A 25,886-nucleotide genomic window follows, 5' to 3' on the forward strand; every position below is an offset into this window, starting at 1 on the left:
ATTTGCACAACGCTACGAACAATGCAATTGAACCTTCCGACGACGCGGATCAGCCGCGCGAGCATGCATCATGTCTGGGCCTGCTGCACGGCGCGCGCGGTGCCGGCGCCTTCGACGTGGCGCCAGTCGGATTGCGCCTCTTCCGCGCTTTCGAAAATATGCGGCGCGACGCCGCGCTTCTCCAGGGCCTCGCCGAGCTTGATGCGCAGGAAGCCGGACGTAGTGTAGCGCGACACGCCTGAATAGAAGCGGTCGACGAGGCTGCGCACCATGGCCGAATAATCGTCCATCAGCTCCGGCAGGATGGAAAAATTGTCATAATTGACGATGGCGTAGACCCGGCGGCCGAGCGGCGCGAGCCTCGCCTCGACGATCGCAGCGATGGTGTCGATCTCGGCTCTGCTGCGCAGCGGATAGCGCTCCAGATTGACGAAGAACAGGTCTTGCTGCTCGTCCAGCGTGAAGCGCTGGTCGAGCGGAATGGTGAGCAGGCGCTCGCGCAGGTCCATCATGCCCTCGCGGAAGATGCGCTCGTCCATCAGCGCGGGGTCGCGCGGGATCAGCGGCTTGAAATCCATCAGGCGCAGAATGTCGCGCTCGAGGTCGATGCCGGGCGCGACCTCGGTGAGCTCGACGCCGTCGGGCCTGAGCTCGAACACGCAGCGCTCGGTGACATACAACGTGCGCTGCTTGCGAGCTGCGGCGAACGGGCCGCTGAAAGTGACATGCTCGACATTGCCTACGAATTTGCGCGACTTGGCCTCGTCGACGATGACGAGCTTCCCGCCCTCCACCGCAATGCGTTGCTTGCCCGCGCCGAAGGTGCCGACGAAGATGACCTCCTTGGCGTTCTGGCTGATGTTGATGAAGCCGCCGGCGCCCGCGAGCTTCGGCCCGAACTTGCTGACGTTGAGGTTGCCGGCGCGATCGACCTGGGCGAGCCCGAGGAAGGCGGCATCGAGTCCGCCGCCGTCGTAGAAGTCGAACTGATAGGGCTGGTCGATTACGGCCTGCGTGTTGATCGCCGCGCCGAAATCGATGCCGCTAGCCGGGATGCCGCCGATCACGCCGGGCTCCGCCGTCAGCGTGATGAGGTCGATGATCCGCTCCTCGTTGGCGATCGAGGCGATCCCCTCGGGCATGCCGATGCCGAGATTGACGACGCTGTTGGCCTTGAGCTCCAGCGCCGCGCGCCGCGCGATGATCTTGCGCTCGCTGACCGGCATCACCGGCAGCGAGGCGGCACGGACGCGGATCTCGCTCGAGAACGCCGGATTGTACTGGGTGCCGAAGGTCTGCCAGTGATTCTCCGGCCTTGCCACCACGACGCAGTCGACCAGGATCCCGGGGATCTTGACCTGGCGCGGATTGAGGCTGCCGGCCTCCGCCACCCGTTCGACCTGGGCAATGACGATGCCGCCGGAATTATGCGCCGCCATGGCAATGGGGAGCGCTTCCAGCGTCAGCGCCTCCTTCTCCATCGTGAGGTTGCCGTCGGGATCGCCGGTGGTGGCGCGGATGATGCCGACGTTGATCGGAAAGGTCTTGTAGAGCAGGCATTCCTCGCCGCGCAGCGTGATCAGCTCCACCAGATCCTCGGTGGTGCGCGCGTTCAGCTTGCCTCCGCCCTGCCGGGGGTCGACGAACGTGCCCATGCCGACGCGGGTGATGTGGCCGGGCCGGTGCGCGGCGATGTCGCGGAACAGATGCGTGATGACGCCCTGCGGCAGGTTGTAGGCCTCGATCTGGCCCGCGACCGCGAGCTGCTGCAATTTCGGCGCAAGCCCCCAATGGCCCCCGATCACGCGCCGGACCAGGCCCTCATGCGCGAAATGGTTGAGGCCGCGCAGCTTGCCGTCGCCCTGGCCCGCCGCATAGACCAGCGTCAGATTGCGCGGCTTGCCTTGCGTATAGGGCGCATCGCCCTCGTTGGAGAGATAGAGCTCCTCCAGCGCGATCGCGATCTCCTCGGCAAAGCCGATGCCGACGAAGCCGCCGGTCGCCACCGTGTCGCCGTCGCGGATCAGCATGACCGCTTCGGCCGCCGTGACGACCTTGCCTTTCTCGGAATTGCGCAAATAGGGCAGAGCTGGATGATGGCTCACGGTGGTCCTCCCGATCCTTCGACCGCATGCCGATATTGTTTTGAGTTAATTCTATCGCAGGGACCGGCCCTGGAACAGCTAGCTCCCGCGACAGCGGGCAGCAACGAGCAAGGTTTGCGCCATTATCCCTTTGGCTGGTGAAAGGCTGCCGAATCCAGGCAATTGCGGCACGGTTTGAGCCGGAGAGTAGCCGGGCACCGTGTCAGGAATCCGAGACTCCGGACAGGTCCGTGTCTCGAAACTCAGACGGAGGCCTGCCCCGAGGCGAGGCCGAACTTGGCGAGCTTCTTGTAGAAAGTCGCGCGCGAGATCCGCAGCATCCTGGCGGCCTCGGAGATCTGGCCGTTGCTGGCGGCGAGCGCCTGTTCGAGCGTGTGCTTCTCGAACTCCGCCTCGGCTTCGGCATAGGGCACGACGAGGCCGGCCGGTCGCTCGGATGGCGCGGGCCTGACCTCGGTGCCGACGGGAAGTATGCGCGCGACGTCCTCGCCGGTCAGCCGGCCGGAATCGCTGAGGATCAGCGCGCGCTCCAGGATGTTGCGGAGCTCGCGGACGTTGCCGGGCCAGTCGTAGCGTGCGAGTGCGGCGAGCGCGCTCGGCGTGATCTTCGCCTTGACGTAGTCGCCGGAGGCGCTGATGTCCTCGAGCAGCCTGGCGCAGATATCCGGGAGATCGTCGAGGCATTGGCGCAGCGGCGGCAGGTCGATCGAGAGCACGTTGAGCCGATAATACAGATCGGGCCGGAACGCACCGTCGCTGACGCGCTTGCGCAAATCCACATTGGTGGCCGCGACCACGCGCACGTCGATCCTGGAGATCTTGTCCGAGCCGAGCGGCTCGATCTCGCGCTCCTGCAGCACGCGCAGCAGCTTGGCCTGCAATTGCAGCGGCATCTCGCCGATCTCGTCGAGAAACAGCGTGCCGCCGTCGGCAACCCGGAACTTGCCTTCGCGCCCCCTGCGATCGGCGCCGGTATAGGCGCCCGGCGCGGTGCCGAAGAATTCCGATTCGATCAGCGTCTCCGGGATCGCGGCGACATTGACGCTGACGAACGGCTTGTCTGCGCGCGAGGAGGCATTGTGGATCGCCTGGGCCAGCATCTCCTTGCCCGTCCCGGTCTCGCCGGTGAGGAGCACGGTGACGCTCTGCCGCGCGGCGCGGCCTGCCAGCGCCTTGGCCTGCGCGATCCCGGCCGTGGTGCCGACGAAGTCGGCGAAGGTGAAGCGCGCCGCGCGCGCGTTCGACAATTGCCGCCGCGCCAGGCGAAGATCGCTTTCGAGCTGGGCGACGCGGGCGAGCAGCGGCTTCAGGCTTTCGAGGTGGTCATAGAGCACGAAGCCGATCGCGCCGATCACCGCCCCGTTCTCGTCCTCGATCGGCATCCGCGTGACGACCAGCTGCTCGCCGCCGAGCTCCATGATGTCGAGCAGGATCGGCTCCCCGGTCTCGGCCACCTTCCGCATCATGCTGTTGGGGATGATCTCCTCGATCGGCCGGCCGATCGCCTCGCTGGTGCGCCCGAGGCCGAGCGCTGCGAGATATTTTTCATTGACGTAGACGACGCACCCGTCGTGGTCGATCGCGATGGCGCCCTCGCAAAGCTTTTCCAGCCGTTCGAACAGCGTCTCCATCGCGCGCGCACGGAGATAGGCAGGGTCGCGGATCGAGCCGGAAGCGGACATGACAAATCCCACGGGAAGTCCGCCTGTGTATTAGCAAAAGGCCAGTGATTTCAAAGGGGAAAATGGGTGGCGCTGTAGCCAGCTCAGCAATTGCTGTCGTCCCGGGCGCGAAGCGAGCCCGGACGACAGCGGAGCATGCGGCGACGCTCTCGCCCTATCGTCGATATCCGCTCGCCCGCGAATAGCCCTGGCGGTTCTGCTGGTGCGGGCGGCTCGCGACGTTGGCCCGCGCCTCACTGGAGAGCGGGGTTGCGAGCTTCAGCTCCTCGAGGAAGATCGGCCGCGAGAAGTAATAGCCCTGCGCGTAGCGGATCTTGGTCGCGGCCTGGAGATAGGCGAGCTCCTCGTAGGATTCGAGGCCCTCGGCGATCACGGTCATGCCGAGCGCTTCGCTCAAGGATTCGATCGCGCGCAGGATGCCCTGGCTGCGCGGGCGCTTGTGAATGTCGGTGATGAAGGAGCGGTCGATCTTGATCTCGTCCGCGGTGATGTCGGCGAGCGCCGAAAGCGAGGAATAACCGGTGCCGAAATCGTCGATCGAGATGCCGACGCCGAGCTTGCGGAACATCGGCAGGACCTCGGCCTGGAAATGATTCTTGGCGACGAAGGCGTCTTCGGTCACCTCGATCATGAAGCGCTGCGGGAAGCCGGTCTCCTCCAGCGCCCGCGCAAAGCTGCGCATGAACTCGGGGTTGCCGGCCTGCTTGGCGGCGACGTTGATGCTGATGGTCGCGTCGGCGCCGAACGTCGCGTTGATCGCGTCGATCGACTTGACGATCTCGGCGAGCACGAGGTGGGTCAGCTCGTCGATCAGGCCGAGCTCGCCGGCGAGATTGATGAACGAGCCGGGCGCCTGGATCACGCCCTCGTCGTCGCGCAGGCGTACCAGGGCCTCGATGCCCTTCACGGCCTGCGTGCGGATGTCGACCTTGGACTGGAAAGCGCAGCAGAAGCGCTTCTCGAGGATGGCCAGTCGCAGCGATTGCTCGATCTTCATCCGCGCCAATGCCTCGCGCTCCATGCTGGAGTCGAAGAAGGCCGCCGATCCCTTGCCGTCGTTCTTGACGCGGTACATCGCGATGTCGGCGTTCTGGCGCAGCGCCTCGAAGCTGTTTCCGTGATCGGGATAGAGGCTGATGCCGACGGAGGTGGAGGCGAAGACTTCCGAATTGTCGATGAAGAACGGCGCCGTCAGCCGCTCCAGCGTCGATTGTATGAATTCGGCCACCTCCTCCACACTTTGGATCGGCGACAGCAGCAGCAGGAATTCGTCGCCGGAGATGCGCGACAGCATGTCGGAATCGCGCAGGTCCCGTCCGAGCCGCTTCGACAATTCGACCAGCAGCGCGTCGCCGACGGCGTGGCCGTAATAGTCGTTGATGTGCTTGAAATTGTCGACGTCGAGGAAGGCGAGCGCGAAACGCCCGCCGCCGCCGTTCTCCGCAAGCAGGCTGTTGGCGCGATGTTCGATAACACGCCGCGAGGGCAATCCGGTCAGCTCGTCGAAATAGGCCGAGCGGAACAGCTGGTCCTCGAAATTCTTCTGCTCGGTGATGTCGGAGGATGCCGAGATCAGGAGCTCGCGTCCGGCGAGCCGAACCGGACGATGGGTCGTGAGCAGCACCTGGCGTGCGGCGCCGCCGTGCAGCGCTTCCTCCATGACGACGGCCTGGCCGGCGTTCAGGGCGCGGCGACAGGCCTCGCGGCGCGGTGTCAGGTCGGGTGAAGGACGGCTGCCGTCGATGCCGAGCTGCGCGGCCGCGGCGTCGTTGACCAGCAGCAGCTCGCCATGCGCATCCTGCACGGTCAGGCCGGCCGGCAGCATTCTAACGATTTCCTTGAGAAAACCGAGCTCGGCTTCAGTCGCGCCGGAATATTCGTTGTCGTTCATAGATGTCATGAATCTTGTTGTTTCAGCGCGCTTTGCAATGGCCGCATCTTGCGCGGTTCCCTCTTAAGTTTGGTTAAGGGGTCCGGAGAAATACGGGTCTGTTTTGGCGGAAACTTGCGGCGTTGCGGGGTGCGCTGACAATCGTCATTAACAGAGCGTCAACGGCGCCTGCGAAAGCACAGGCGAAGGGCGCGGGTGCGCTTTCGCTTGGCGCGCGCTGCTATTCGCTTTGCGGAATTCGGCACTGCATGATGCAATGCAGCCCGGTCTTCAGGTAAGAGATCTCGGTCCTGCCGTCGAAGGCCGACAGGGCCGATTTCAGCAGCTTGGTGCCGAAGCCGGGCTCGGAGACCTTGTCCACGCTCGGCCCCTCGGTTTCGTCCCAGGTGATGGTCAGGCGGTCGTCGCTGACGGTCCACGACACCTGCAACAGGCCGCGCGGTGCGGAGAACGCACCATATTTGCCGGCGTTGGTGGCGAGCTCGTGAAACATCAATGACAACGTGACTGCGAGCCTCGGCGGCAGGAACAGTCGTTCGCCATTGAGGGTGAAGCGGACATGGCCGTAAGGCCCGAGCTCCGAGATCAGGAGATCACGGATGTCGCAGCCGGCCTTGTCGATCCGCGAGATCAGATCGTCGGTCGCAGCGAGCGAGCGCAGCCGCGGATCGACCCGGGCCCAGACCTGCGGCTGGTCATGCAGCACCTGGTGCAGCACGGCGTGAACCGTCGACAGCTTGTTCTTCAACCGGTGCTGGAGCTCGTCGACCAGCAGCTTGCGATACTCTTCTTCCTCGATCAGGCGCCTGGAGATCCGGCGCTGTTCCGCCAGCATGGTGCGATAGTGTTCGACGCCCCAGATGGTGAGCGCGCAGACCGCCCAATAGAGCGCCAGCAGGGCAAACCGCGCGCGATCGGCAAAGGCATCGCCGAAATTCACGACGACGCCGAGCACACCGCCGACCAGCGCGGTCACGATCCCGATCCGGAAGCCTCCGAACGCGGCGGCAAAGAACACGGCCGGAAAGTAGGGCGTGAAGTAGACGTCGGGACGCACATGGGCGAGTCCCCAGCGCACCAGGGTCGCGGCCAACAGGCAGAGAACCGCAAAGGAGATGCTGAGACCGAGCGACGGTGGCGCCGTGCCCTGCCAGCCATTGCGGAACTCGTCGATCAGCTTCCCCATGCGCGGCCCAGTTGCAATCGGCATTCGAAAAGCGCGCGACCCATCGGGATGTTACGCATGCCGCGCGCACAAGCATAGCTTGCCTCGGCGGAAGCGGGCAGGAATAGTAGCGGCTCCGGCCATGGCGGCGGCCGGGTCTCGCCGTTTGGCGTCAAATCGTTTGAAAACAGGAACATTCCATGGGCAGGCTGGACGGCAAGGTTGCGGTGATTACGGGAGCGACGAGCGGGATCGGATTGCGCACTGCGGAAGTCTTCATTGCCGAAGGTGCCAAAATTGTGATCGCGGGCCGGCGTGTACCGGAAGGCGAGGCGCTGGCGAAGCAGCTCGGGGCCAACTGCGTCTTCCGCCAGACCGACGTGACGGTCGAAGCGCAGATGCAGGCCCTGATCGCGCTCGCGCTGGACAAGTTCGGCCGGCTCGACTGCCTGTTCAACAATGCGGGCGGCCCGGCACAGACCGGCGGCATCGAGGGCCTCGAGGTCGAGCGCTTCGATGCGGCGATGGCGACGCTGGTGCGTAGCGTCATGCTCGGCATGAAGCACGCCGCACCTGTCATGAGGAAGCAGGGGTCAGGCAGCATCATCAACAATGGCAGCATCGCCGGCCGTCTCGCCGGGTTCTCGTCCTCGATGGTCTATAGCGCCGCCAAGGCGGCGGTGATCCATCTCACCAAATGCGTGGCGATGGAGCTCGGCGAATCCAACGTGCGGGTCAACTCGATCTCGCCCGGCGCGATCGCGACCGGCATCTTCGGCAAGGCGCTGGGGCTCTCGACCGATGCCGCGGAGAAGACCCCGGCGGTGATGCGCGAGGTTTACAAGACCGCGCAGCCGATCCCGCGCGCCGGCCTGCCTGACGACATCGCACACGCGGCGGTATTCCTGGCCAGCGACGAATCCAGCTTCATCAACGGCCACGATCTCGTCGTCGACGGCGCCATGACCGGCGGCCGCAACTGGAGCCAGCAGCAGCAGGGCTATGTGGCCTTGCGCAAGGCGTTCGATCAGGGGGCGTAGAAGCAGGTATCGTTCTGTCATTCCGGGGCGCACGAAGTGCGAACCCGGAATCTCGAGATTCTCAGGTGCGCAATTGCGCACCGTAGTTCGATGCTTGGGCATCGCCCCGGAATGACGATGTAGTGCCGTAGGGGGCAAAGCGAAGCGTACCCACGAATTCTTGTCGCGACGAAACGTGGGCACGGCGCGCCGCGCCTTTGCCCACCCTACGAGGCCTGCGATCGCGGCAGGTCTCGTGCCCCGGACGCAGCGCAGCGCTCCTCCAGCGATGCGCTGCAGAGCCGGGGCCCATCTCTCCAAGCTGAATGTGTCGCAAGATTCTGGGTCCCGGCTCGCGCTGCGCGCATCCGGGACACGAGAGTGGACGCTAGATCGCCTTCACCCGCACCCGCAAGCCGTCGCGCGGCTTGGGGATCGGCCACATCTGCCAGTCCGGCTTGTAGCCCTCTTCCAGCGACACCTCGATGTTCTGCAAAAAGTGCCGCGCGAAGCACTTCGCCTGCATATAGGCGAAGTGTAGGCCGAGGCACATATGCGCGCCGCCGCCGAACGGGACCCATGCGAAGCGGTGGCGTCCGCGCTGGGCCTCCTCGGTGAAGCGCATGGGATCGAAGCGGTCCGGCTCCGGCCAGATCTCCTTCATGTGGTGGGTATAGAGCGGATTGACGCCGACCGCAGTGCCGGCGGGGATCGTAAAACCCTTGAAGGTGAAATCGCGCATCGCCCGCCGCGGCATCGAGGGCACCGGCGGCTTGATCCGCAGTGCTTCCTTGAACGCCATCTCCGACAGCGGCATCTTCCTCGAGGTCGTCGAAACTGCTGGGTGCGCCCGGCGCCAGTCCGAGCGCGAGAACTTCCGCACGCAGCCTGTCCTGCCAGTCCGGGTTGGCGGCGAGCTCGCCGACGAAGGAGGTCAGCGACGAGGTCAGCGTGTCGTGTGCCGCCATCATCAGGAAGCTCATATGGTCGATGATGTCCTGCTCCGACAGCAGCGCGCCGTCGTCGTGGGTGGCGCGGCAGAGCTGCGAGAACAGATCGTCGCCGCCGTGATTGCCGCGTCGCAGCGGAATCTGTTCGCGGAAATAGGCGACGATGCGCTTACGCCCCTTGACGCCGCGCGCCATCTGCGTGCCGGGCAGGGGGCGGCGGATCGGGGCGACGGCAGCCGCGACCATGTCAACGAAGGCGCGGTTGATCTCGTCGACCTCCGGCCCGAGGTCGGCGCCGAGGAACGAGGCCGCGGCGAGATCGAGCGTGAGCTGCTTCATGGCCGGGTAGAGCTGCATCTCGCCAGGCTTGGCCTTCCACCGCGCGACCCGCGCGGCGATGCCGCGGTCGAGATCGGCGAGGTAGGATTTCATCGGGCCGGACTTGAAGGCGACCGACAGCGTCTTGCGGTGCAGCCGGTGCTCGTCGAAATCGAGCAGCATCAATCCGCGCGGAAACAGCAGGCCGAGCACCTTGTTCCAGCCGTGGGTCGAGGAGAACAGCTTCTGCTGGTCGAACATCACGAGCTCGTTGGCCTCAGGCCCGAGCAGCACGACATTGGTCTCGCCGAAAACATGGGTACGGTAGACCGGGCCGTATTTGACGCCATTCACCTCGACATGGCCTTTGGGGTCGGCCAGCACCTGGAGGGTCTTGCCGATAATCGGCCAGCCTTCATCGCCTGGAATGTGCGTCAGGGCGTTGCGCTTGGGCGCGGTGTAGTCGGGCGCCGCTGCGGCCACATTCTGCATCGACATGACGATTGCTCCGGTTAAGCCAAGCTCCGCGACCATAGCACGATCCGGCCGTGATAGGCTGCGGTTGTCTAGCGCACGAGATCGTCATACTACCGCTTCGCCGCCTCCTTCTGCAGATCCGGGGCGTTGACCGCGGGGATGGCGACACGGCCCGGGCCGGTCACCTTGAGCGCCTCGGCGGCCTTTTCGTTCTCCATGATCTTGGCCATCACCGCCTGGCCCGCGCGCTCGAAGATCGCGCGGTTCTCGATCACGAATTTTTGCGACCTGCGCAGGCCGTCGATATAGCCGTTTATCTCCGGCACGACGTAGCGCGCCACCATGTCCCAGCTCCGGCGCGTCGCTTCCGGATTGGCCCAGTCGTGCACGAAGCCGATGATGGCGCCGACGCCGCCCGACACCTGCATCACGTTCTTGATAGTCTTGACGAGATCGTCGGGCGTGCCGATGGTCGAGGCCGCGCCCTCGACGAAAGCGGTCTTGTCCACGGCCTCGTCGGGCGAGGAGAACGCGGTGAGGCCCGGCCGCTGCAGCGTGCCGACATTATATTCGTTGTGCCAGCGCATCAGCCCGGCGCCGGCCTCCTTGCGCGCCTGCTCGCGGGTCTCGGCGATGTGGAAGGTCAGGAGCACGCGCCAGTCGGCACGGTTCACCTTGGTGCCGTGCTTCTTGGCGGCATCCTCGGCGAACTGCCATTGCTGCTGCAGCGACATCAGGCCCTGCGTCGTCATCGATCCCAGCGAGATGATGCCGATGCCGTATTTGCCGGCCAGCGTCATGCCCGAAGGTGAGATCTGTGAGGCCACCACGAACGGCATCTCCTCCTGCAACGGCAGGATCTGCAGCGCGGCGTCGTTCATGGTGAACCAGTCACTCTTGGCGGTGACGCGCTCGCCGTTGAACAGCCGGCGGATGATGCCGATGGCCTCGTCCTGGCGGTCGCGCTGCGTCATCGGGTCGATGCCGAGCGTATGGGCGTCGGAGGCGAGCGCGCCGGGGCCGGAGCCGAAGATGGCGCGGCCGCCGGTCATGTGGTCGAGCTGCACCATGCGCTGGGCGACGTTGTAGGGATGATGATAGGGCAGCGACACCACGCCGGTGCCGAGCTTGATCCGCTTGGTGCGCTCGCCGGCCGCGGCCAGGAACATCTCGGGCGAGGCGATCATCTCCCAGCCGGATGAATGGTGCTCGCCGCACCAGAACTCGTCGTAACCGAGCGCGTCGAGCTGCTCGACCAGATCGAGGTCGCGCCGGAACTGGAGCATCGGATGCTCCCCGATCGGGTGATGCGGGGCAAGAAAGGCTCCGAACTTGAGGCGCGCCATGGCGTTTCTCCGGCTTTGATTTTCTGTTTGTTGATGCGGCAAGGCTACGTGCCCGAGGGGGCAAACGCAATCGCGCCATGTCCCGTGCTGCGGAATGCAGGCATGCGGTCAAGCGAAACGGGTTGCTTCTTCTTCCCTGCTTGCGGGCAGAGGCGGAGCGCACGCGAACCTTACCTGCGAGGTAATCGCGGCTTTCCATGCGGGCTGCAATCATCGGGCAACGACCGTCCAGGGACCCGCACCGATGCATCAGATCGTCACGAAGCCAATCGATTCGACCCGCCGCTGGTCGGTCTTGGCGATCGTCGTGGCCGCCCAGTTCATGTTCGGCGTCGATGCCTTCATCGTGAACGTCGCCATTCCCACCATCGCGATCGAGCTGCAGGCGACGCCGGCCCAGATCGAATCCGTGATCGCGATCTATCTGATCGCCTATGCCACGCTGGTCGTCACCGGCGGCCGGCTCGGCGACATCCTCGGCACCAAAAGCGTCTTTCTCGCCGGTGTGCTCGGCTTTACCCTGACGTCGCTGTGGTGCGGTCTCGCGCAATCCGGCGCTGAGCTGATCATCGCCCGGCTGGCGCAAGGCGCGACCGCGGCGCTGATGGTGCCCCAGGTGCTGGCGACGCTGCATCTGTTGTTCACGGACGAATCCCGCAGCCGCGCCTTCGCCGTCTACGGCATCGTGCTCGGGCTGGCCGGCGCGGCCGGCTTCCTGCTCGGCGGTCTCTTGCTCACGGTCGATCTTGCCGGCACCGGCTGGCGGTCGGTGTTCTTCGTCAACGTGCCCGGCGGCCTCGCCATTGCGGCCGCCGCCTGGCGCATCATGCCGTCGGCGCCGCAGCGTCCGGGGACGAGGGTCGATATCAAAGGCAGCGTGGTCCTGTTCGCAGGGCTGCTGTGTCTGATCGGCCCGCTGCTGTTCGGTCACGATGTCGGCTGGGCCCCCTGGCTGTGGGCCGTGATGGCGGTCGGCGGCGTCATCCTCGCCGGCTTCCTGAAGCTGGAGCATGCGGTCGCCCGCGCCGGCGGCATGCCGTTGATCGATCTCGCGCTACTGTCCGACGCCGCCTTCCTGCGCGGACTCGGTGCCGCCTTCTTCTTCTTCCTTGCCAACCTCTCCTTTTATCTGGTCATGACGCTGTTCATGCAGCGCGGCCTCGATATCCCGCCGCGCACCGCCGGCATGGCCTTCCTTCCGCTCGCTTTGGCCTTCGTCGTGGCGTCGCGCCACAGCGCCGCGCGGGCGCGGCATCGCGGCAGCAAGGTGTTGATCGAAGGCTGCGCGATCCAGGTCGCTGGCCTCGCTGCCATCGCGCTGGTCGCAGGTGTTGTCGATGCGGCGTCGCCGCTCCTGCTCGCGCTCACCATGATCATCTTCGGCTACGGTCAGGGATTGGTGATGGCACCGCTCTCCGGCGTGGTGCTCTCGACCGTGAAACCTGTCGCCGCAGGCTCGGCCTCCGGCATCTACGGCACCATTGCGCAGATCGGAAATGCGGCCGGTGTGGCCGCAATCGGCGCGGTGTTCTTCGCGATCGAAGCCTTGCAATCAGTGCGCGCAGGATTTCTGGCCTCGCTCGGACTGTTTGTCACATTAATCATGATTTGCGCCGCATTTCTGGCGTGGCTGCGCCGCGCATCGGCATGAAGTTGTGGCAATGCGGTTAATGCGTGCCGATTTCCGCAGCAATTCGGTGGTTCCGGTGAATTGACAGCCCACGGTCTTTTTATTTTGCAATGCAGCAACTATCTGGTTGGGCTGAACGTTGAACGTCGCCCACCAGGAAGTTGCCGTGTCGCTCGCCAAGAATATCGATCTGTTGAGACGTCTGCCGAGGCTGGACGGTCTGCGCTTTGCCGATTTCGGTCGCAGCGCGGATGCGTCAAGTCCATTGCAGGAGGTCACCGGCTTCGGCGGCAATCCCGGCGCCTTGCGCATGTTCGCCTTCGTGCCGGCGCGATTGCAGAAGCCGCGCGCGCTGGTCGTCGTGCTGCATGGCTGCGGGCAGACCGCAGCGGCTTACGATCTTGGCGCCGGCTGGTCGACGCTGGCCCAGCACTATGGCTTCGCACTTCTGATGCCCGAGCAGCAGCGCATCAACAACGGCAATACCTGCTTCAACTGGTTCAACCCGGAAGACACGGCGCGAGGCAGCGGCGAGGCGCACTCAATCCGCGAGATGATCGCGCACATGGTCGGGGCACATCGCATCGATCCCGCGCGCGTTTTCATCACCGGCCTGTCCGCCGGCGGCGGCATGACCTCGGTGATGCTCGCGACCTATCCGGAGGTCTTCGCCGCCGGCGCGGTTATTGCGGGACTGCCCTATGGCATCGCCTCGAATCTGCGCGAGGCGCTCGAGGGCATGTTTCATTCCCCGGTGCGTCCGGCGCGCGAGCTCGGCGATCTCGTGCGCAACGCTTCCGATCATCGCGGCCCCTGGCCGAAAATCTCGGTGTGGCACGGCAGTGCCGACCGCACCGTCAATCCCGGCAATGCCAACGAGATCGTCAAGCAATGGCTCGATCTGCACGGATTGCCGGACGCGCCGATGGCGGAGACCGTCGTCGACGGTCATCCGCGGCAGGCCTGGTGGGGCAAGGACGGCGAGACGCTGGTCGAGTGTTACGCCATCACCGACATGGCGCACGGCACGCCGCTGGGGCTCGCCGACAACGACCAGCGCTACGGCGCCGAAGGCGCGTTCCTGATCGAGGCCGGCATTTCCTCGTCCTACCACATCGCGAAGTTCTTCGGCCTCACCGCCTGGATCGCGGACGTCAAGCCTGCGGACGCCAAGCCTTCAACCAAGCCCGCGCTCTCGCCCGCGCCGCATCTCGCCCGCTCGATCCGCGCTGCGGTCGCCGAACAGCCGGCCGAGCCGAAGCGCGCGCAGGCCCGCGGCTTCGATCTCAGCCAGATCATCACGCGCGCGCTGACCGCCGCGGGATTGATGAAGTAGCCCCCGGGTCGTCCCGGGCTCGCGCTACTGCGCGCCCCGGAATGACGGGGAGTGTGCCGCAACCCTCACATCTCTCCGGTAATGAACGGATTGGTCATCCGCTCCTGGCCGATGCTCGAGGCCGGCGCCGTGGCCGCAGATGAAGCCGACGTCGTCGCCGAGCGGCAGCAGCTTCGTCATGATCGAATCGATCAGGGTCGCGTGACTGCCGCCGGGCAAATCGGTGCGCCCGACCGAGCCCGCGAACAGGACGTCGCCGACATGGGCGAAGCGCAGCTCCTTGTTGAAGAACACCACGCTGCCCGGCGAGTGGCCGGGGCAATGCAAAATGTCGAACTCGAGATCGCCGATCGACACGGTGTCGCCCTCGTTGAGCCAGCGGTCGGGCGCGAAGTTGCGCACGCCGGTCATGCCGAAGCGCGCGCCGCTTTCGACCACGTTGTCGAGCAGGAATTTGTCCGCTTCATGCGGGCCCTCGATCGGCACCTTCAGCGCGTCGCGCAAATCGGCTGCGCCGCCGACGTGATCGATATGGCCGTGGGTCAGCCAGATCTTCTCCACGGTGACGCCGGTCTGCTTGATCGCGTCCAGGATCTTCGGCACGTCCCCGCCGGGATCGATCACCACGGCCTTCTTGGACGGCTCACTCCAGATAATGGTGCAGTTCTGCTCGAACAGCGTCACGGGGACGATGATCGCGCCGGCTTTGGCTGCCGTGTCATTTTGCTCGGTCATGGCGCCACAATGCCGATTTTTGCCAGGCCGCCAAGCAAAAAGATTCGGATCTAACCCCGGAACAATAGTCATACGGCCGTCCCAATTGGCCTGCCAATTTGAACCCGGACGGTGTTGTCGCGTTCTCCCGCGCGAGAGGCAGATTTTGGGTGGTCTTCCGGAATGGCTCACGACAACGAGAATTGGTGGCGCGACGGCATCTTCTATCAGATCTACCCGCGCTCGTTTCAGGATTCGAACGGCGACGGCGTCGGCGATCTCGCCGGCATTTTGCGGCGGCTGCCTTACGTCAAATCGCTCGGTGTCGACGCGATCTGGCTGTCGCCGATCTTCCCGTCGCCCATGGCCGATTTCGGCTACGATATCTCGGACTATACCGGCATCGAGCCGCTGTTCGGCACGATGGCCGATTTCGATGCGCTGATCGCGGCAGTCCACGACAACGGCCTGAAGCTGATCCTCGATCTCGTGCCGAACCATACCTCCGACCAGCATCCCTGGTTCGTCGAGAGCCGCGCCTCGCGCGACAATCCCAAGCGCGACTGGTACATCTGGCGCGATCCCGCCCATGACGGCGGCGTGCCGAACAATTGGCTGTCCGAGTTTGGCGGCAGCGCATGGCAGTTCGATGAGGCCACGGGCCAATATTACTACCACGCCTTCCTCGCCCAGCAGCCGGACCTGAACTGGCGCAATCCGGACGTCCGCAACGCGATCTACGACGTGATGCGGTTCTGGCTGGAGAAGGGCGTCGACGGCTTTCGCGTCGACGTGATCTGGCACCTCGTGAAGGACGCCGCATTCCGCGACAATCCCCCGAATCCGCATTACGTCGAGGGTCGGCCGCCCAACGAGAAGATCCTGACGCAATATTCCACCGACCAGCCGGAAGTGCACGATGTCATCGCCGAAATGCGCCGCGTCACCGATGCGTATCGCGCGCGCGTTCTGATCGGCGAGATCTATCTGCCGCTGCACCGGCTGATGGCCTATTACGGCAACGACCTCACCGGCGCGCAGATGCCGTTCAATTTCGCGCTGCTCTCGACGTTCTGGAGCGCGCGCTCGATCGAGAAGATCATCGAGGATTACGAGAAGGCGCTGCCGCGCGGCGCCTGGCCGAACTGGGTGCTGGGCAATCACGATCGTCCGCGGGTTGCGAGCCGCGTCGGCACGGAGCAGGCGCGCGTCGCCGCGATGTTGCTGCTGACGCTACGCGGCACGCCGACGCTCTATTACGGCGACGAGATCGGGATGCACCAGGTGGCGATCGCGCCGGAGGATGTCCGCGATCCCTTCGAGAAGAACGTGCCCGGCATCGGTGTCGGCCGCGACGGCTGCCGTACGCCGATGCAATGGGACGCGTCCGAATTCGCCGGCTTCTCCGCCGTGCGGCCATGGCTGCCGCTGCCCGAGCACCATGTGCGTGACAATGTCGTCACTCTCGAAGCCGATGCGCACTCGATCCTCAACCTCTATAAGCGCCTGATCGGCCTGCGGCAGACTTGCCCGCCGCTGGTCGCGGGCGACTATGATCCGATCGCCGCGCAAGGCGATCTGCTGATCTATCGCCGCGAGGCCGCGGGCAAGGCGGTGATCGTGGCCCTCAATCTCGGTGCCGACCCGATCGCGGTGACGACGAGTGCGATCAAGTTCGGCAGCACCATCCTGCTGTCGACGTTCCTGGATCGCGAGAGTGAGCGGATCGAGGGCGTGCTGGATCTGCGTGGCAATGAAGGGGTGGTGGTCACCCCACCCTAGCTGTCGTCCCGGACAAGCGCAGCGAAGCGTAGATCCGGGACCCATAGCCACAGGAAGTGGTTTGGCGAAGACTTGGAGTGACCAGCGCGCCCCACACTTCTCCCTGTGGTTATGGGTCCCCGCGTTCGCGGGACGACGGCGGAGGGTGTCGACATATCACCCCGGATGCTTTTTGCCCCGCGCCTTATCGCCGTCGATATCACTCCGCTTCAACAAATAATCCAGCCCGCCGACGCGGTACCAGCGATAGCCATAGGGCTCCAGCACCACGCGGTGCTGGCCGCGCTTGTCGGCGTGGCTGTGGTCCTCGGCGAGCAGGTTGATCAGGTGCGCGCCGGCCTCGCCCGGCAGCCCGGCCGAGAACGCGATCTCGCGCGGCTTCTCGTCGAGATTGTGCACGAACAGCACCGAATTGTTGCGCCAGTCGTAGCGCATGATGAACACGGCGGGATCGCGCGTCGGGATGACGGCGAAATCGCCCCAGCCGACCTCCGGGACCTCCTTGCGCATGCGGACGATGCGCTCGGTCCAGTTCAGCATGGAATTGGGGTCGCGCCGCTGTTTGGCGACGTTGACATGCGGATAGCCGTACGGCCCCTTGTCGATGACAGGGCAGGCCGGCCTGTCGCTCTTGGTGAAGCCGCCATGCGGCTCGGTCGACCATTGCATCGGCGTGCGCGCGCAATTGCGCTCGGGAGCGAGAGATCGTCGCCCATCGCGATCTCGTCGCCATAGCGGATCACGGGCGTTCCCGGCAGCGTGCACATCAGGCTGTAGGCGAGCTCGAGGCCGCCGGCGGTCCCCGCCCAGCATCGGCGCGAGACGGCGGCGGATCCCGCGGTCGTAGAGCTGCATGTCCTTGTCGGGACCGAAGGCCTTGAATACCGTGTCGCGCTGCGCCTGGGTCAGGCGCCCCAGATCGAGCTCGTCGTGATTGCGCAGGAACAGGCCCCATTGCGCCGTGGCCGGCCGCGGCTTGGTCGCCTTCAGTGCTTTCGCCAGCGGCCGCGAATCGGCCGAGGCCAGCGCATAGAACAGGTGCTGGTTGACGTGGAAGTTGAACATCATGTGCATGCGGTCGGCGTCGTGGCCGAAATATTCCATGTCCGTCTTCGGCGGCACGTTGGCCTCGGCGAGGATGATGGCGTCGCCCTGCCGCCATTGCAGGAATTCGCGGAACGCGCGCAGCATGTCGTATTGCTCGACCGGCTTCTTCACCTTGGCGCCCTTGGTCGCGATCACGAAGGGCACCGCGTCCATGCGGAAGCCGGAGACGCCGAGCTGGATCCAGAAGCCCATGATCTTGAGGATCTCGGCCTGCACATGCGGGTTGGAGGTGTTGAGATCGGGCTGGAAATCGTAGAAGCGGTGGAAGTAGTACGCGCCGGCTTCCTTGTCGCGCGTCCAGGTCGATTTCTGCACGCCGGGAAACACCATGCCCTTGTTGGCTCCGGCCGGCTTGGTGTCGGACCACACATACCAGTCGCGATAGGGCGAATCCCTGTCGCGCCGCGCCTGCTTGAACCATTGATGCTGGTCCGACGTGTGGTTGACGACGAGGTCGATGATGATGCGGATGCCGCGCTGCTTGCAGCCATGGGTGAATTCGACGAAATCGCCGAGCGTTCCGTAGCGGGGATCGACGCTGTAATAATCGGCGATGTCGTAACCGTCGTCGCGGCCCGGCGAGGTCTGGAACGGCATCAGCCAGATCGTGGTGATGCCGAGCCCATGCAGATAGTCGAGCCTGCGGAGCAGGCCCTTGAAATCGCCGATGCCGTCGCCGTTGGCGTCCATGTAGGAGCCGACCGACAGGCAGTAGATCACGCCGTTCTTGTACCAGAGATCGTCGATCATGCGCGCGCCGCCTCGGGGTTCCGCCGAGGTGCGGCGGCTGCGTGATAAGTGTTAAGGGCCAGAGCGGTTCCGCACTCCGCTGTCGTCCCGGGGCGCGCGCAGCGCGAGCCCGGGACCCATAGCCACAGGGAGCAGTTTCGTGATGACTCGGAGTCACTTGCTCGTCCCGACAACTACTTTTCGTGGTTATGGATTCCGGGTTCGCGCTGCGCGCGCCCCGGAATGACGGGCGGGACGGAATCGGCTATCTTCCCCGCCATGGACAGCACCGCCCGCAACCTCTCCCTCGTTCCGCCGCCCGACCGCCGCCAGTCCGAGACGGCGCTCGCGATCGCGCGCGGCACCTCGCGCCTGTTACGGTCGCTCGGCTTCTCCTGCATCAGCGAATTGCCGCTACCCTCGGGCCGGCGCGCTGATCTCGTGGCGCTGAACGAGCGCGGCGAGATCTGGATCGTCGAGATCAAATCGTCGGTGGAGGACCTGCGTGCCGACCAGAAATGGCACGAATACCGCGCCCATTGCGACCGCCTGTTCTTTGCCTTCACGCAGGACCTGCCGTGCGAGATCTTTCCGCAGGACACCGGCCTGATCGTCGCCGACGCCTACGGCGCGCATCTGCATTGCGAAGCGCCCGAGCACAAGCTCGCCGCCGCCACGCGCAAGCAGATGACGGTGCGCTTTGCGATGGCGGCGGCCTTGCGCATCAACCGGCTGGTCGATCCGCAAGGCCACGCGGATTTCTGGGAATAGGCGCGCGCTGAACGATGCGCCGGCGTGATCCGGAGCCTTCGTGATTCGCGAGGGCACCGATTTGCAATGGGCCGCGGCTACTTCTTGGCGTGCGCCGCTCGGATCGGACCGAAAGGCCCGTACATGTGCTGCTGCTGCTGATCGAATCCGTCGGCGTACGGTCCGTAAGGCGTGTCGACCGGCTTCTTCGAAAGGTCGGGATAGTCCTTGTCGAGACCGGCCTTTCTCGGACGCGGTTGAGAGATCATATAGGCGGCCACATCCCAAGCCTGCTCGACCGTGAGCTGCGGATTCAGGTAGTCCGTTCCGTGCGGCATGTTGAAGTGCAAGAAGTTCGCCGCGGTAATCAGCCGCGCCATGCCGGCACCGTCATTGAAACTATCAGGGCCCCAGAGCGGCGGCACCATGTAGCCGAGATCGGCGCTCGGCAGGCTGCGGCGTATTCCGGAGCCGTCCTCGTTGTGACAGGAGAGACAAGCGCGCGCATAGATCGCTTTGCCACGAACGGGGTCGGCCGCTCGATCGAGCTCAGGCATCGATCCGGTGCCGAGTCCTGGGAGCGCTTTACCGGCCGGCACGCCGGACGAGAGGAACTTGATGTAAGCCACGAAGGCCTGCATTTCCGGACTGTCGAGCGGCAGCGCGCGGCCATTCATGCTGCGCGCCATGCACGAGTTCACACGATCCTCGATCGTGATCTCGGCGCCGAGGCGGGCACTGTATTGCGGGAAGAGTTCGACCAATCCAAAGATCGGCAAGCCGAATTTTTTCGTGCCAGCTTCGAGATGACAGTTGTTGCAGGCGAGATTGTTGCCGGCGTAGCGCTTGGCCGGGTCCGGCACCTCCGGCCCGATATGGGCGTAGGTCGCCGTGACGAGGTCGCGCCCGCGTCGCACGAGCCGACCATGAGCGTCATCAGGCAGCGCGCCGACTTCCGGCACCGTCCAGACCGGCGGAGAGACTTGCTGCGCACGCCCGGCACCTGGTGCGGCTACGGCGACGACAGCGACGGCAATTGCACGTAGCGTCCGGAAGCAAAGCGATGCAAGCAGCGGCGTAGGATGAACCATCGTTCTCTCGATATGTTCGACGCGTGAGGTCGGCGCGATGATCCGCCGTCTGAGGTTAACGTCGAGTTCAGCGAGCGCACGACGCCAGCACCCGGCTTTGTCAATATAGCGTGGGGATATCGGTCCGGGCACGCTCAGCCGCCGACCGACTTTGAACGTGTTGAGCCAGGAGCGTACGCGCCGAGAGCTGCGGAGTCCGGCAGCTCATCCGCCTGAAGGGCTAACTCCGCGTTCGCGGCCTCACGAATCGGCCATGCCAGGTCAAAGCGACGACGCTTTGACCACCTCGAGCATCTCCGCCTCGGCCATGAAGGGCGGAGATCTGCGCTTCCCCGAGTGAGCGTCGGGATTACCTCGGCGCGCGCTTGGCCAGGATGCGCTGCAGGGTGCGGCGGTGCATGTTGAGCCGGCGCGCCGTTTCCGAGACGTTGCGGTTGCACATCTCGTAGATGCGCTGGATGTGCTCCCAGCGCACGCGGTCCGCCGACATCGGGTTGGCGGGCAGCTCGGATTTCTCCGCGTTGGTCGACAGCAGCGCCGCGACCACGTCGTCGGCATCCGCGGGCTTGGAGAGATAATCGACCGCGCCCATCTTCACCGCGGTCACGGCGGTGGCGATGTTGCCGTAGCCGGTCAGCACGATCGCGCGCGCATCCGGACGCTTCTTCTTCAGCGCCGAGACCACGTCGAGGCCGTTGCCGTCGCCCAGCCGCAAATCCACCACGGCGAATGCGGGCGCAGCCCTGCCGATCTGCGCAAGACCGTCCGAGACGGTATCGCAGGAGGTCACCGTGAAGCCGCGCGTTTCCATGGCGCGCGACAGGCGCTCCAGGAATGGCTTGTCGTCCTCCACGATGAGCAGCGAGCGGTCGGCCTGTTCGTTCAGTTCGGCGATGGCGTTCAAGGTTCTGTCCTCTCTCCAACGCGTTGACATATGGCCTTGCTATCGGGCGGTGCCAAGGCCGCCGATAGTCGATCGGCCCCGTTGTGCGACGCAAGGTCGCGGACACAAGCGCGCTGAATGCTCATCGCGCTTGCGATTCTCGCTTTCAGCATGATCGTGTCGGAAAAACGCTGAAGGCCTTTCCGGACCATACCCTATCCTATTGTTTCTTCGAGGGTCTCGATAGCCTCAATAGCCTCAAATCGTTGTCGCGGCCAACTGATCTGGACCACGGCACCGTGTTCCGGAAAGGTCCGGTTGGTAAACGAGACCTTGGCGCCGGTACGTTCGAGCAATGTGCGCGCGATGAACACGCCCAATCCGAGGCCGCGTCGTTCACCGCCGCCCTCGTCCACGGTTCGTCGCCGCGACAGATAGGGCTCGCCGATGCGGTTCAGGATATCAGGGGGAATGCCGGGACCGTCGTCGGAGATCACGAGGTCGATGATGTCCTTGTTCCACCACGCGTTCACCTCGACGGTGGTGCGAGCGAAATCGACCGCGTTCTCGACGATGTTGCCGACGCCGTAGAGGATCGCCGGATTGCGGGAGCCGACCGGCTCGGCCACGACGGCGACCGCGATCCGCACCTTGATCTCGACGCCGAAATCGCGGTGCGGGGCCACCACCTCCTCGATCAACTCCGACAGCTTCATGCGGTCGAACGGCGCACCGATGGAGGAGAGCTGGGTGATCTTGCTCAGGATGTCGCGACAGCGCTGGGTTTGCTCGCGCAGCGTCTTCAGGTCGGCGGCGATGCTGGCGTCCTTCACCGTCTTTTCCAGCTCGCGCGAGATCAGGAAGATCGTGGCGAGCGGCGTGCCGAGCTCGTGTGCGGCGGCCGCGGCAAGGCCGTCGAGCTGGGTCAGATGCTGCTCGCGCGACAGCACCAGCTCGGTCGCGGCCAGCGCGTCCGCGAGCTTGCGCGCCTCTTCGGTCACCTGAAAGGAGTACAGGCTGGTGACGCCGATCGCGAGCACGATGGAGAGCCAGACGCCGACCAGATAGATCGGCGGCAGCACCAGCGGATCGTCTGCATCCCATGGCAGCGGCAGGTGGAAGAAGAACAGCACCGAGGCGCAGGCGACCGCGAGCAGGCCGAGGCCGAAGGTGAACCGCGCCGGCAGCGCCGTGGCCGAGATCAGCACCGGCGCGAGGAACAGGAAGGAGAACGGGTTCTGCAAGCCGCCGGTGAAGTACAACAAGCCGGCCAGTTCCACGATGTTCAGCGCGAGCAGGCCGGCGGCCTGCACCGGCTTCAGCCGCTGCATCGGGTTGGCCGCGGTCTGGAGCCCCAGATTCACCGCGGCCGACAAGGCGATGATGCTGACGCAGGGGACGATCTCGACGTTGAATTCGAGCCCCTGGGCCACGATGAAGATCGCAGCGAGCTGGCCCAGCACCGCAAGCCAGCGCAGCCGCAGGATCGTGTCCAGGCGGATATGCCGCTGCGTGTGGCGGAAGTTCGAAGCGGCAATTTCGGTCATATCGGCCAATGTGGCGGCGCCTTCCAAAGTCACAAACGCTGGGCTCGCGGAACCACCGGATTACAAGCCTTGCGCTCCCTGCCGCAATAGCAGAAGAACGGTCAGCATGACCGAGAATGACGAGGCTTCAAGCCGGCCGACTGTCGCGGATCGCAGCCCGTCCGCGGCGATCGCGGTCGATCATCTCGTCAAGGTCTACAAGCAGACCCGCGCCGTCGACGACATCTCCTTTTCGCTGCCGCGCGGCAGCATCACCGGGCTTCTGGGCGGCAACGGCGCCGGCAAGACCACGACCATCGCGATGATCATGGGCCTGGTGCTGCCGACCTCCGGCCGGGTCCAGGTGCTGGGCCATCGGATGCCCGAGGAGAGCGCCGCCGTGCTGGGGCGGATGAACTTCGAAAGCCCCTATGTCGACATGCCGATGCGGCTCACGGTGCGGCAGAACCTCACCGTGTTCGGCAAGCTTTATGCGGTGAAGAACCTCGCCGGCCGCATCAAGGAGCTCGCCGACGATCTCGATCTCACCGACTTCATCGATCGCGCCAACGGCAAGCTGTCCGCCGGGCAGAAGACCCGCGTCGCGCTTGCCAAGGCGCTGATCAACCAGCCCGAGCTCTTGCTGCTGGATGAGCCGACCGCCTCGCTCGACCCCGATACCGCCGACTGGGTACGGGCGCATCTGGAGCGCTATCGCAAGGACAACAACGCCACCATCCTCTTGGCATCGCACAACATGCTCGAGGTCGAGCGGCTCTGCGACCGCGTCATCATCCTGAAGCGCGGCCGCATCGAGGACGACGACACGCCCGAAGCGATCATGGCTCGCTACAACCGCACCACGCTGGAGGAGGTGTTTCTCGACGTCGCGCGCGGCCGGGTGAACGGCGCGAAGGAGGCGGCGCGGTGAGGGGGAGCACGGCCGCGGGCGCTTTTTCCGTCAGTGCGAGCGCAGCGAAGCAATCCAGCCAATCTCTGAACGGCTGCCGTAGCCCGGATGGAGCGCAGCGCAATCCGGGATCAGTCTTTCCGGAGGTGGCGGCCCCGGATTACGCTGCGCTCCATCCGGGCTACGGGAGAGCGCCATGACCGACGTCTCCGACCACACCGGCATCTCCATCCACCGCATCGGCGCGATGATCCTGCGCTATTGGTATCTGTTGCTGTCGTCCTGGCCGCGGCTGCTCGAGCTGCTGTACTGGCCGGCGCTGCAGGTCATCACCTGGGGCTTCCTCCAGCTCTACATCGCCGAGAACGCCAACTTCTTCGCGCGCGCCGGCGGCACGCTGATCGGCGCCGTCATCCTCTGGGACATCCTGTTCCGCGGTCAGCTCGGATTCTCCATCTCGTTTCTGGAAGAGATGTGGGCGCGCAATCTCGGCAACCTCATGATGAGCCCGCTCAAGCCGATCGAATTTCTGCTGTCGCTCATGGTCATGAGCCTGATCCGGCTCGCGATCGGGGTGATCCCGATGACGCTGCTGGCGCTGTTCCTGTTTCACTTCAATGTCTATGCACTCGGCCTGCCGCTGATCGCGTTCTTCTGCAACCTGATCTTCACGAGCTGGTCGGTCGGCATCTTCGTCTCGGGCCTGGTGCTGCGAAACGGCCTTGGTGCCGAGAGCATCGTCTGGACCCTGATGTTCGCGATCATGCCGCTCGCCTGCATCTATTATCCGGTCAGCGTGCTGCCGGTCTGGCTGCAATACGTCGCCTGGACGCTGCCGCCGACCTACGTGTTCGAAGGAATGCGCGCGCTGCTGATCGAGAACACCTTTCGCGCCGACCTGATGCTGCACGCGCTGGCCATCAATGCCGTGCTTCTGGTTGCATCTTTTGGGGCATTCCTTGCTCTTCTGCGCAGCGCCAAAGACCACGGCTCGTTGCTGTCGGGCGGCGAATAACGTCACTTTCTCGTGGATTTAGGCTGGTTTACCCGCTTGGGCCACGTAGATGTACGGAACCATGCATTGACGCATTATTACGCATTCGGCAGTATGCTGCGATGCGAAGAGGAAAATAGCGATGCCCATTGGTGAGTTTGGCGGCGCGCCGCCCTGGCGGCTGAAGGCAGTCCGGTCCTGACGACGCCGATGTACTGGATGTACGAGATGGCGCACGCCTCTCTCAATCCGGCGCGCGCCGTCACCGACGCGACCAAGCTGCTGTTTCAGAATCCGCTCAATCCCTGGGCGCGCACCGAGGTCGGCAAGTCGGTCGCCGCGGCCTGCGAATTGTTCGAGCGCACCACGCGCCGCTACGGCAAGCCGGAATGGGGCCTCAACGACACCGAGGTCAACGGCATCCGCGTCCCGGTCGAGATCCGCTCGGTCTGGGAAAAGCCGTTCTGCCGGCTGCTGTACTTCGATCGCAAGTTCGCACGGCCCTTGCGCAGCCCGCAGCCGCGCGTGCTGATCGTGGCGCCGATGTCCGGTCACTACGCGACGCTGTTGCGCGGAACGGTCGAGGCCTTCCTGCCGGCGCATGAAGTCTACATCACCGACTGGGCCGATGCCCGCATGGTTCCGCTCAGCGACGGCCGCTTCGATCTCGACGATTACATCGACTACGTCATCGAGATGCTGCACGTGCTCGGCGGCAACACCCACGTCATGGCGGTGTGCCAGCCCTCGGTGCCCGTGGTCGCCGCGGTTTCGATCATGGAAGCGCGGCGCGATCCGTTCGTGCCGACCTCGATGACGCTGATGGGCGGCCCGATCGATACAAGGCGCAATCCGACCGCGGTGAACAACCTGGCCCAGGAGCGCGGTATCGACTGGTTCCGCAACCACGTCATCACCAAGGTGCCGTTCCCGCATCCGGGCATGATGCGCGACGTCTATCCGGGATTCCTGCAGCTCAACGGCTTCATCAGCATGAATCTCGACCGGCACATGGACGCCCACAAGCAGCTGTTCGCCAATCTGGTGAAGGGCGACGGAGACCTCGTCGACAAGCACCGCGAGTTCTACGACGAATACCTCGCGGTGATGGACCTCTCCGCCGAATATTACCTGCAGACGGTCGACACCGTGTTCGTGAAGCACTCGCTGCCCAAGGGCGAGATGACCCATCGGGGAACACGCGTCGATCCCTCCAAGGTCACGCGCGTCGCGCTGATGACGGTGGAAGGCGAGAACGACGACATCTCAGGCCTCGGTCAGACCGAAGCGACGCACACTTTGTGCAGCTCGATCCCCGATCATCGCCGCGTTCATTACGTTCAGAAGGGCGTCGGACATTACGGCGTGTTCAACGGCTCGCGCTTCAAGTCGGAAATCGTGCCGAGGATTCATGATTTCATGGTCTCGGCGGCCAATCCGTCCTCATTGCAGGCGCGCGCCGCGGAATAAGGCGCGTTTTC

15 protein-coding genes and 4 pseudogenes are annotated in these 25,886 nt (G+C 64.7%); 8 read left to right on the forward strand and 11 right to left on the reverse strand.

Annotation, left to right across the window (positions count from 1 at the left end):
* Positions 1-68: 68 nt before the first annotated feature.
* From ACETMP_RS24860 to ACETMP_RS24875, 4 genes are all read right to left on the reverse strand, one after another.
* The gene (locus tag ACETMP_RS24860) at positions 69-2,105 is read right to left on the reverse strand and encodes an acyl CoA:acetate/3-ketoacid CoA transferase (protein ID WP_375158233.1); all 2,037 of its coding nucleotides are present in this window, start codon (positions 2,103-2,105) and stop codon (positions 69-71) included.
* A 242-nt stretch (positions 2,106-2,347) separates the two neighbouring features.
* Positions 2,348-3,787 (reverse strand): sigma-54 interaction domain-containing protein, encoded by a 1,440-nt coding sequence (locus tag ACETMP_RS24865; protein ID WP_375158234.1) that lies wholly within the window; start codon positions 3,785-3,787, stop codon positions 2,348-2,350.
* A 154-nt stretch (positions 3,788-3,941) separates the two neighbouring features.
* Positions 3,942-5,678 (reverse strand): putative bifunctional diguanylate cyclase/phosphodiesterase, encoded by a 1,737-nt coding sequence (locus tag ACETMP_RS24870; RefSeq protein WP_375161982.1) that lies wholly within the window; start codon positions 5,676-5,678, stop codon positions 3,942-3,944.
* Positions 5,679-5,898: 220 nt separating this feature from the next.
* Positions 5,899-6,864 carry a sensor histidine kinase gene (locus ACETMP_RS24875; RefSeq protein ID WP_375158235.1) on the reverse strand — a complete coding sequence of 322 codons (966 nt, stop codon included), beginning with the start codon at positions 6,862-6,864 and terminating at the stop codon, positions 5,899-5,901.
* Between the two features lie 179 nt (positions 6,865-7,043).
* Between ACETMP_RS24875 and ACETMP_RS24880 the strand changes: the two genes are divergently transcribed.
* Positions 7,044-7,883 carry an SDR family NAD(P)-dependent oxidoreductase gene (locus tag ACETMP_RS24880; protein ID WP_375158236.1) on the forward strand — a complete coding sequence of 280 codons (840 nt, stop codon included), beginning with the start codon at positions 7,044-7,046 and terminating at the stop codon, positions 7,881-7,883.
* A 367-nt stretch (positions 7,884-8,250) separates the two neighbouring features.
* On the opposite strand, the pseudogene ACETMP_RS24885 reads toward ACETMP_RS24880, so the two are convergent.
* Both ACETMP_RS24885 and ACETMP_RS24890 read right to left on the reverse strand, forming a co-directional pair.
* Positions 8,251-9,628: pseudogene (locus tag ACETMP_RS24885) on the reverse strand (cytochrome P450).
* An 89-nt stretch (positions 9,629-9,717) separates the two neighbouring features.
* A complete protein-coding gene (locus ACETMP_RS24890) occupies positions 9,718-10,953 on the reverse strand; it encodes an LLM class flavin-dependent oxidoreductase (RefSeq protein ID WP_028133767.1) in 1,236 nt (411 codons plus the stop codon).
* A 244-nt stretch (positions 10,954-11,197) separates the two neighbouring features.
* Here ACETMP_RS24890 and ACETMP_RS24895 point away from each other — a divergent pair, with 244 nt between their 5' ends.
* Both ACETMP_RS24895 and ACETMP_RS24900 read left to right on the forward strand, forming a co-directional pair.
* Positions 11,198-12,604, forward strand: a complete 1,407-nt coding sequence (locus ACETMP_RS24895; RefSeq protein ID WP_375158237.1) for an MFS transporter — start codon at positions 11,198-11,200, stop codon at positions 12,602-12,604.
* Positions 12,605-12,749: 145 nt separating this feature from the next.
* Positions 12,750-13,919, forward strand: a complete 1,170-nt coding sequence (locus ACETMP_RS24900; RefSeq protein ID WP_375158238.1) for a PHB depolymerase family esterase — start codon at positions 12,750-12,752, stop codon at positions 13,917-13,919.
* 65 nt (positions 13,920-13,984) lie between these two features.
* On the opposite strand, the pseudogene ACETMP_RS24905 reads toward ACETMP_RS24900, so the two are convergent.
* Positions 13,985-14,654 (reverse strand): annotated as a pseudogene (locus ACETMP_RS24905) (MBL fold metallo-hydrolase).
* A 162-nt stretch (positions 14,655-14,816) separates the two neighbouring features.
* Between ACETMP_RS24905 and ACETMP_RS24910 the strand changes: the two are divergent.
* Positions 14,817-16,415, forward strand: a complete 1,599-nt coding sequence (locus ACETMP_RS24910) for an alpha-amylase family glycosyl hydrolase (protein WP_375158239.1) — start codon at positions 14,817-14,819, stop codon at positions 16,413-16,415.
* 156 nt (positions 16,416-16,571) lie between these two features.
* On the opposite strand, the pseudogene ACETMP_RS24915 reads toward ACETMP_RS24910, so the two are convergent.
* Positions 16,572-18,272 (reverse strand): annotated as a pseudogene (locus ACETMP_RS24915) (alpha-amylase family protein).
* 258 nt (positions 18,273-18,530) lie between these two features.
* On the opposite strand from ACETMP_RS24915, the gene ACETMP_RS24920 reads away from it, so the two are divergent.
* Positions 18,531-19,022, forward strand: a complete 492-nt coding sequence (locus ACETMP_RS24920; RefSeq protein WP_028133771.1) for an MmcB family DNA repair protein — start codon at positions 18,531-18,533, stop codon at positions 19,020-19,022.
* Between the two features lie 77 nt (positions 19,023-19,099).
* On the opposite strand, the gene ACETMP_RS24925 is transcribed toward ACETMP_RS24920, so the two are convergent.
* The 3 genes from ACETMP_RS24925 to ACETMP_RS24935 all read right to left on the reverse strand — a co-directional run bounded on the left by ACETMP_RS24925 (position 19,100) and on the right by ACETMP_RS24935 (position 22,522).
* Complete coding sequence (locus ACETMP_RS24925; RefSeq protein WP_375158240.1) at positions 19,100-20,224, reverse strand: c-type cytochrome; 1,125 nt, start codon at positions 20,222-20,224, stop codon at positions 19,100-19,102.
* 217 nt (positions 20,225-20,441) lie between these two features.
* The gene (locus ACETMP_RS24930) at positions 20,442-20,996 is read right to left on the reverse strand and encodes an ActR/PrrA/RegA family redox response regulator transcription factor (RefSeq protein WP_028133772.1); all 555 of its coding nucleotides are present in this window, start codon (positions 20,994-20,996) and stop codon (positions 20,442-20,444) included.
* Positions 20,997-21,190: 194 nt separating this feature from the next.
* Positions 21,191-22,522, reverse strand: a complete 1,332-nt coding sequence (locus ACETMP_RS24935) for an ActS/PrrB/RegB family redox-sensitive histidine kinase (protein ID WP_375161983.1) — start codon at positions 22,520-22,522, stop codon at positions 21,191-21,193.
* 106 nt (positions 22,523-22,628) lie between these two features.
* Between ACETMP_RS24935 and ACETMP_RS24940 the strand changes: the two genes are divergently transcribed.
* The 3 genes and pseudogenes from ACETMP_RS24940 (at position 22,629) to ACETMP_RS24950 (ending at position 25,875) form a co-directional block, all read left to right on the forward strand.
* Positions 22,629-23,432 (forward strand): ABC transporter ATP-binding protein, encoded by an 804-nt coding sequence (locus ACETMP_RS24940; RefSeq protein ID WP_375158241.1) that lies wholly within the window; start codon positions 22,629-22,631, stop codon positions 23,430-23,432.
* Positions 23,433-23,607: 175 nt separating this feature from the next.
* Complete coding sequence (locus ACETMP_RS24945) at positions 23,608-24,426, forward strand: ABC transporter permease (RefSeq protein WP_375158242.1); 819 nt, start codon at positions 23,608-23,610, stop codon at positions 24,424-24,426.
* A gap of 121 nt (positions 24,427-24,547) precedes the next feature.
* A pseudogene (locus ACETMP_RS24950) lies at positions 24,548-25,875 on the forward strand (polyhydroxyalkanoate depolymerase).
* Positions 25,876-25,886 lie beyond the last annotated feature (11 nt).

The sequence above is a fragment of the Bradyrhizobium dasycarpum genome (assembly GCF_042019905.1).
Lineage (GTDB): Bacteria > Pseudomonadota > Alphaproteobacteria > Rhizobiales > Xanthobacteraceae > Bradyrhizobium > Bradyrhizobium japonicum_B.